The following is a 9,060-nucleotide window of genomic DNA, read 5'->3' on the forward strand; positions in this document are numbered from 1 at the left end:
CACCAACCGAGACGCCTGCGCCCGCAAACCAGCCACCGACTGCGCCGACACCAACCACGACGTCATCTCACCGGTCAGCACAGACGGCGACTCCCGAACCGGACCAGACTCGTCCTGCTCCAGCTCGGCCGGGGGCTCCTCGAGAATCATGTGCGCGTTCGTACCGCTGATCCCGAAGGCCGAGACGCCGGCCCTCCTGGGCCGGCCGTTCGGAGCCCAGTCCACCGGCTCGGTCAGCAGTTGAACATCGCCGGCACTCCAGTCAACGTGCGGCGACGGGGCGTCAGCGTGCAGAGTGGCCGGCAGCAGCCCGTTCCGGAGAGCGAGGACCATCTTGATGACCCCGGCCACGCCCGCCGCCTGCTGCGCATGCCCGATGTTCGACTTCACCGACCCCAGCAGCACCGGCCGATCCTCGGGCCGATCCTGACCGTACGTGGCCAGGATCGCCTGGGCCTCGATCGGGTCCCCGAGCCGGGTGCCGGTGCCGTGCCCCTCGACGGCGTCCACGTCACCAGGCTCCAGCCCGGCGTTCGCCAAGGCCGCGCGAATGACCCGTTGCTGCGATGGTCCGTTCGGCGCCGACAGCCCGTTCGAGGCGCCGTCCTGGTTGATGGCACTGCCGGCCACCACCGCCAGCACCGTGTGCCCGTTACGACGCGCGTCCGACAACCGTTCCAGCACGATCATGCCCGCGCCTTCGGACAGCCCCATCCCATCGGCCTCAGCCGAGAACGCCTTGCACCGGCCGTCCAGAGCCAGCGCCCCCTGCTGCGAGAAACCGATGAACTCAGCCGGATCCGCGATCACCATCACACCACCGGCCAGCGCGAGATCGCACTCACCCGCCCGCAACGCCTGCGCCGCCAGATGCAACGACACCAAAGCCGACGAACAAGCCGTGTCAACCGTGACGGCAGGACCCTCAAGACCGAGCGTGTACGAGATCCGACCCGAGATCACACTGGTCACATTGCCCGTGATCAGATGACCGGCCGAGTCCTCGTCGAACCCCGCCTGCCCGGCGTACCCGGACGCCGCCGCACCCGCGAAAACACCGGTAAGCGAACCACGCAGAGACACCGGATCAAGCCCGGCATTCTCCATCGCCTCCCAAGCCGTCTCCAAAAGGAGACGCTGCTGCGGATCCATCGCCAACGCCTCACGCGGACTGATCCGAAAGAACGCCGGATCAAAGTCCGCCGCACCCGCCACAAACCCACCCTCACGAGTCACCGAAGCCGACGCCGAGCCCGGCACGGCATCCGCAAGACCAGCAAGGTCCCAACCCCGATCAGCAGGGAACCCACCAATGGCATCCCCACCGCTCGCCAGCAACTCCCACATCGCTTCCGGACTGTCCACCCCACCGGGGAACCGGCAACCCATCCCGACGATCACCACCGGATCCCCCGTGACCGGCGCCCGCCCGGCCACGCCGAGCATCCGCTGAGCAGGGCTCAGCTGCTGGTCGCCCAGCAGCTGAGTGAGAATCTGCCGCCCCAGCACCAGCGGGGACGGGTGGTCGAACACCACCGTCGAGGGCAGGTGCAGCCCGGTGGCCTGGTTCAGCCGGCTGCGCAGTTCCACCGCGGTCAGGGAGTCGAACCCCATCTCCCGGAACGCCCGGCCTGACTCGACCGCGTCGGGGGAGGCGTGTCCGAGCACGGCCGCCGCGTGCGCGCGGACCAGTTCCGTCACGATGCGTTCCCGCCGCCCGGGCGTAGCGCCCACCAGGCGGCCCAGCAGCTCCGCGGCCTCGCCCGAGGTCACCACCGCGGCGCCGGCCGGGCCGGCCTCGGCCTGCCGCGCTTCGGGGATCTCGTCCAGCAGCGGCCAGGCCCGCATGGCGTTGAACACGGCCGAGAACCGTGGCCAGTCCACATCCGCGACCGACAGCACGGTCTCGTCGTCGGCGAGCACCTGGCCCAAGGCGGACAGCGCCCGGCCCGGGTCCAGCAGCCGCAGGCCCTGACGCCGCAGCCGTTCCGGGATCACGCTCAGCGCGCGGTCGGCCGAGTCCGACTCCTGCCCGGTGTCCCAGACTCCCCAGGCCACCGACGTCGCCGGCAGACCTCGGGCGCGGCGGTTCTCCGCCAGCGCGTCCAGGTGGGCGTTGGCCGCCGCGTACGCGCCGTGCTCGCTGACGCCCCAGATGGCCGCGATCGACGAGAACAGCACGAAGGCGTCCAGGTCCAGATCGGCGGTCAGCTCGTCCAGGTGCGTGGCTCCGGTGACCTTCGCGCCCAGGGTCAGTGCCAGCTGGTCCACGCCGGTGTCGGACAGGGTCAGGAGCTCCACCGCCATGGCCCCGTGGATCACCGTCGACAGCGCCGGTCCGATGCGGTCGATCCAGGTCAGCAGGCCGGCGACGGCGTCGCGGTCGGTGACGTCGCAGGTCGCCAGGCTGATGGCGGTTCCGGCGGTGGCCAGGGCCGCGGCCACGGCGGCCGCCCCGGGGACCATCGGCCCGCTCCGGCTGACCAGCGTCAGGTGCGGGGCGCCCGCGTCGGCGAGCCAGCGGGCCAGCTCGGGGCCGATCTCGCCGCTCGCCCCGGTCACGAGTACGGTGCCGCGCGGTTTCCACGGGCCGGTGCTGCGGGACGGCCCGCTCCTGACCAGCCGGCGGCCCACGACTCCGGCCGGGCGGATGGCCACCTGGTCCTCACCGCACCCGGCCAGCACGGCGCCGAGGCGCTTGGCGGCCCGCGCGTCGGGCGTGGGCGGCAGGTCGATCAGGCCGCCCCAGCGATCCGGGTGCTCCAGGCCCGCGACCCGGCCCAGGCCCCAGACCTGCGCCTGGGTCGGGCTGGTCAGCGGCTCGCCGGGAGCGGTGGCCACCGCCCCGGACGTCAGTACCCACAGCGGCGCGGTGATCGCGGCCTGGCCGAGCGCCTGGACCAGGCCCAGCGTGCCGGCCACGCCGGCGGCCACCGAAGGCCGGCCGGGCAGCGGTGTCTCGTCCAGTGCCAGCAGCGACACGACCCCCGCCACGGACGTCTCGCTCGTGCCGTCCGCCCGGCCGAGGGCGTCCATGATCAGAGTGGCCAGCGACGCCTGGTCGTACTCACTCGAACGCACCTCGGCGAGTACGACGTCCGCGCCGCGAGCGGTGAGGGCCCGCACGCAGGTGGCGTGCGGCTCTCGCTCGGTTCCGCCGGCCGGGACGACGACGAGCCAGGTCCCATGGAGGGCGGCCGACGCCTCTTCGGGCACCGGCACCCAGGAGACCTGGTAGCGCCAGCCGGCCGTCGCCGAGTCGTCGCGCTCCCGGCGCCGCCAGGACGCCAGGGCCGGGACGACGTCGTTGAGGCGCTGTTCGTCCACCGCGAGGGTGTCGGCCAGGGCGTCCACGTCGCCGTTCTCGACGGCGGCCCAGAACCGGGCCTGCGCCGCCGAGTCGTTCTCGCCCGGCGTGTCACGCGTGGCCGGGACCGGGCTCGGCCAGAAGTGCTGACGCTGGAACGCGTACGTCGGCAGCTCGACCCGCTGCCCGGCGGGCAGCACCGCCGACCAGTCGACACCGACGCCGTGGACGTGCGCCTCGGCCAGCGAGGTTAGGATCCGGGCCGGACCGCCGTCGTCCCGGCGTAGTGTCCCGGTGACCACCGGCGCCGGGCCGGACAGGCCGTCGGTGTCCTCGCGTCCGGCGAGGCTCTCCAGGGTGGCGGTGATCGACGTGGTCAGCACCGGATGCGCGGAGGTCTCGATGAACACCCGGTACTCGCTCAGCGCTTCGATCGCCCGGGCGAACTGGACGGTCGCCCGCAGGCTCGCGTACCAGTACTCTGCCCCGAGCTCCGAACCGGCCAGCGTCTCGCCGGTCATCGCCGACACCATCGGAATCCGGCCCGCCTGCGGAGTGACCCCGGCCAGCAGACTCAGAATCTCTTCACGCAACGCATCCACCTGCGGACCATGCGAGGCGTAATCCACCGGCAGCATCCGCGCCCGGACACCATCCCGCTCACACCCGGCCAGCACCTCCGCCAGCGCCTCCAGGTCACCCGAGACCACCGTCGCCCCAGGACCGTTCACCGCCGCCACCGACACCCGATCAGCCCAAGAAGCCACCCGAACCTCGACCGCATCCGCAGACTCGGCGATCGACAACATCCCGCCCCGGCCCGACAGAGCGATCAACGCCTGACTGCGCAACGCCACCACCTTCGCGGCATCCTCCAACGACAAGATCCCCGCCACCACCGCAGCCGCGATCTCCCCCTGCGAATGCCCCACCACGGCATCCGGCTCCACCCCAGCCGCCTGCCACACCGCAGCCAGCGACACCATCACCGCCCACAACACCGGCTGAACCACATCCACCCGGTCAAACCCAAGAGCCCCAGCCAGGACGTCATCCAACGACCAGTCCACATAAGGAGCCAAAGCCCGACCACACTCAGCCAACCGAGCCGCGAACACCGGACTGGCCTCGGCCAACTCCCGACCCATCCCCACCCACTGCGACCCCTGACCAGGGAACACGAACACCACCCGGCCCCGCCCGCGACCGGGAGGAACCACGCCGCTCACAACGCCGGCGGCGGGCAGGTCGGTGGCCAGCGCGGCCAGTCCCGACAGCAGCTCGTCCCGGTTCTCGCCCCGGACCACGGCCCGGTGCTCGAACACCGATCGGGTCGTCGCCAGCGACCACCCGATGTCGGTCAGATCCAGATTCGCCCGGTTCCGGGCGAAATCGGCCAGCCGTTCGGCCTGGGCCCGCAGCCCGTCCGACGTTCGCGCCGACACCAGCCAGGCCGTCCCCTCGGACAGCACCGCCGGGGTCACGGCAGCCGCGGGCTGAGGGGTCTCGGTGGACTCGCCGTCGGCGTCACCCGCCGCAGGAGCTTCCTGAACGATGACGTGCACGTTGGTGCCGCTGGCCCCGAACGCCGACACGCCGGCCCGGCGGGGCTGCCCGTCGGCGGGCCACGGCACCGCTTCCGTCAGCAGCCGGACGTCGCCCACCGACCAGTCGACCTGCGGCGAGGGCACGTCGACGTGCAGGGTGGGCGGCATCAGGTCGTGCTGGAGCGCCAGCACCATCTTGATGATCCCGGCCACCCCGCCCGCCGCCTGGGTGTGTCCGATGTTCGACTTCACCGAACCCAGCCACAGCGGACGGCCCTCCGGCCGGTTCTGACCGTAGGTCGCGAGCAACGCCTGCGCCTCGATCGGGTCGCCCAGCACCGTGCCGGTGCCGTGCCCCTCGACCACGTCCACCTGGTCGGCCCGGACCCGGGCGTTGGTCAGGGCCTCGCGGATGACGCGCTGCTGCGAAGGCCCGTTCGGCGCGGTCAGCCCGTTGCTGGCGCCGTCCTGGTTCGCGGCCGTGCCGGCGATCAGCGCCAGCACGGGGTGTCCGTTACGGCGAGCGTCCGAAAGCCGTTCCAGGACGAGCAGTCCGGCGCCCTCGCCCCAGCCCATGCCGTCCGCCGCACCGGCGAAGGCCTTGCTGCGCCCGTCCGCGGCCATCCCCTGCTGCCGGGAGAACTCCGCGAACGCCCCCGGTGTGATCATCACGACGACGCCGCCGGCCAGCGCCAGGGAGCAGTCTCCCGAGCGCAGCGCCTGAGCGGCCAGATGCAGGGCGACCAGCGACGATGAGCAGGCCGTGTCCACGGTGAGCGCCGGGCCCTCCAGACCGAGGGTGTACGCCACCCGGCCGGAGATCATCGCCGTCTGGCTCCCGGTCAGCAGGTAGCCCTCCGAGCCGGTGTCGGCTTCGACCAGGCCCTCGCCGTACCCGGCGAATCCGGCTCCGACGAACACGCCGGTCGAGGAGCCTCGCAGGGACCGCGGCTCGATCCGGGCCCGCTCCAGCGACTCCCACGCCACTTCCAGCAGCAGCCGCTGCTGGGGATCCATCGCCAGCGCCTCGCGGGGGCTGATCCCGAAGAACCCGGCGTCGAAGTCCGCGGCGTCATAGACGAACCCGCCCTGGTGGGCGAAGGCGCTCGCGCTGTCCGCGTTGCCGCGCCGAAGTGCTTCCCAGCCTCGGTCGGTCGGGAATCCGGCGATGGCATCCGTACCGGACACCACCAGGTCCCAGAAACTCTCCGGGTCACGGACGCCGCCAGGGTACCGGCAGCCCAGGCTCACGATGGCGATCGGTTCCTGCTCGGCCGCCTCCATCCGGTGCAGCCGCTTACGGGTTTCCTGAAGTTCGGCCGACGCCTTCTTGAGGTAGTCAAAGAGTTTTTCTTGGCTATCCATGACGGACTCCCAGAATCAGCGGGTCAATTAGTCTGCGGCGTCGATCGCGGGTAGCCCGAGTTCCTGATCCAGGAAGCTGAATACCTCGTCGGGCGTGGCTGATCGGAATTCGATGTCGGTGCTCGCGGGCTTTTCCGCGCTGTGTGTGTCGATCCAGTTCGACAGCATTCCGCGCAGAAGCTTGGTGACGTCGTCGCGCTTGTCGAAGTCGGCGGTGACGCCGGAGAGAGCCGACTGCAGCCGCTCGATCTCAGTGATGATCGACGGCGAGTCGGTCTCCCCGCCCAGGTTCATCGCGGTCCGTACGTGACCGGCCAGAACCTCCGGCGTCGGGTAGTCGAAGACCAGGGTGGCCGGGAATCTCATCCCGGTGGCTCTGTTCAGCCTGTTACGCAGCTCCACGGCGGTGAGTGAGTCGAAACCGAGGTCCTTGAAGGCCCGGTCGGCCTCCACCTCGTTCACCGAGGGGTGCCCGAGGACGGCGGCGGCCTCGGCCCGGACCAGGTCTGTCAGTATTCGCTCCTGCTCGACCCGGGACAAGCCGTGCAACTGCTGACCAAGTGCGCCTTCGCCGGGTCCGTCGTCCTCGCCGCCGAGGCCGGACGCGCCCGGCGACAGAGCCTGCCGGACCTCGGGCAGGTCGCCGATCAGCGCGCTCGGGCGGTGCAGAGTGAACACCGGCGCGAACCGGGCCCAGTCCAGGTCCGCGACCGTCACCGTTCCCGTCTCGCCGGCCGGGCCGTCGAGGATTCCGGCCAGCGTCTCGATCGCCAGGTCCGGGTCCATCTCCCGCAGGCCCAGCCGCTGCAGCCGGTCACCGCCCTCACCCTGGCCCATGCCGCCGCCGCCCCACAGCCCCCAGGAGACCGACGTCGCCGCCAGTCCCCGGCCTCGGCGGTGCTCAGCCAGGCCGTCCAGGAACGCGTTGGCCGCGGCGTACCCGGCCTGCATGCCGCTGCCCCAGACGGCGGCGCCGGACGAGAACGTCACGAAGGCGGTCAGCTCCCGGCCGGCCGTGAGCTCGTCCAGGTTCACCGCCCCGGCGACCTTGGCCTCGGCGACCTCGGCGAGGCCGGCGACGGTGAGGTCGTCCAGCGGGGTGACCTGGCCGGTCCCGGCGGCGTGGAAGACGGCGGTCAGCGCCGGCCCGGACCGATCGATCGTGTCGAGCAGCCCGGCGGCCGGTTCCCGCCGGGCGGTGTCGCAGGCGACCACCTGGACGGCGCTCCCGGCTTCGGCCAGCCGGGCGGCGAGCGTGGCGGTACCGGTGGCGGCCGGCCCGGAGCGGCTGGACAGGACGATCCGGGGTGCGCCACGCTCGGCCAGCCAGCCGCCGACCCGTCCGCCGATGGCTCCGGTCCCGCCGGTCACCAGAACCGTTCCGGGCGGCGTCCAGCGTTCGGCCGCGCTGGGCCGGGGCGCCCGGACCAGGCGCCGGCCCCGGATCCCGCCACCGCGGATCGCGACCTGATCCTCACCGCCGCCGGCGGCCAGGAGCCGGACCAGCCGGTCCGTGGCCTGCTCGGCCGGCTCCGGAGGCAGATCGATCAGGCCACCCCAGCGGCCGGGATGTTCCAGGGCCGCGACCCGGCCGAGGCCCCACACGGGCGACTGTCCGGGCGCGGTGAGCGGCTCGCCCGGTTCGGCGGCGACGGCGCCCTGGGTCAGGACCCACAGCGGCGCCTCGATCTCGCGGTCGCCGAGGGCCTGAAGCAGTGCGAGCGTCCCGGCCAGACCGGCCCTGACCCCCGGCGCGTCGGGCAGCGGCGTCTCGTCCAGCGCGAGGAGCGAGACCACACCCGCCACCGCCGGATCCGGCTCGAGCCGCCCCGCCGCCATCAGGTCGGCATCCAGCGGCCCCGCCACCGCAGGGTCCGGACCCAGCCGGTCCGCCAGCGCCTGCCTGCCTGTCTCGCCGGGTGCGATCTCGATGCGTACGACCTCGGCGCCGGCCGTGTCGAGGGCCAGTACGCACCTGTCGGCCAGATCCCGCTGGGCTGGGGTGGCGACGAGCAGCCAGGTCCCGGTCAGCGGCGCCGGCCGTGGGTCGGGCAGGGCCGGCCAGGAGGTCCGGTACCGCCAACCGGCGGTGACCGTTTCGCCGCGTTCGCGCTGCCGCCAGGACGCCAGCGCGGGCAGGACCTCGCGGAACGGCTTGTCCGCGCCGACGGCGAGCGTGCCGGTGAGCCCGGCCAGATCGCCGTCCTCGACGGCGGCCCAGAACCGGGCCTCGGCGAGGCTGCCAGCCTGGGGCGCCTTCGCCGCGAGCCACAGTCTCTGGCGCTGGAAGACGTACGTGGGGAGATCGACCCGCGCGCCGGTGGGCAGGACGGCGGCCCAGTCGACCGGGACGCCGTGGACGTGCACCTCGGCCAGCGAGGCCAGCAGCCGGTCCGCACCGCCGTCGTCGCGACGCAGGGTTCCGGTCAGTACCGGGGGCCGGCGCAGAGCTCGGGCCCGTTCGGTGCCGGGTTCCGTGGAGTCATCGGTTCGGGTGTTCTCGAGGGTGGCGCCGATGGCGGTGACGAGCACCGGGTGGGCGGAGGTCTCGATGAATACCTCGTAGTCGCCCAGCGCTTCGATCGCCCGGGAGAACTGGACGGTCGCCCGCAGGCTGGCGTACCAGTAGCCGGCGTCCAGCTCGGGACCTTCGAGGAACTCACCGGTCATCGCCGACACCATCGGCAGCCGCGCCGACTGCGGAGTGACCCCGTCCAACAGACTTAGGATCTCCTCACGCAACGCATCCACCTGCGGGCCGTGTGAGGCGTAATCCACCGGCAGCATCCGCGCCCGGACACCATCGCGCTCACACCCGGCCAGCACCTCCGCCAGCGCCTC

At 72.4% G+C, this 9,060-nt stretch carries 2 protein-coding genes; both read right to left on the bottom strand.

Annotated elements, in window-relative coordinates; translation table 11 throughout:
• Positions 1-6,219 (bottom strand): type I polyketide synthase (locus ACTMTF_RS48975; protein WP_441116970.1); only part of this gene is annotated, 6,219 nt, incomplete at its 3' end.
• Positions 6,220-6,246: 27 nt separating this feature from the next.
• Positions 6,247-9,060: SDR family NAD(P)-dependent oxidoreductase (locus ACTMTF_RS48980; protein WP_441116971.1), on the bottom strand; the 2,814-nt coding region annotated here is incomplete at its 5' end.

The organism is Nonomuraea sp. ZG12 (assembly GCF_052068115.1).
Lineage (GTDB): Bacteria > Actinomycetota > Actinomycetes > Streptosporangiales > Streptosporangiaceae > Nonomuraea.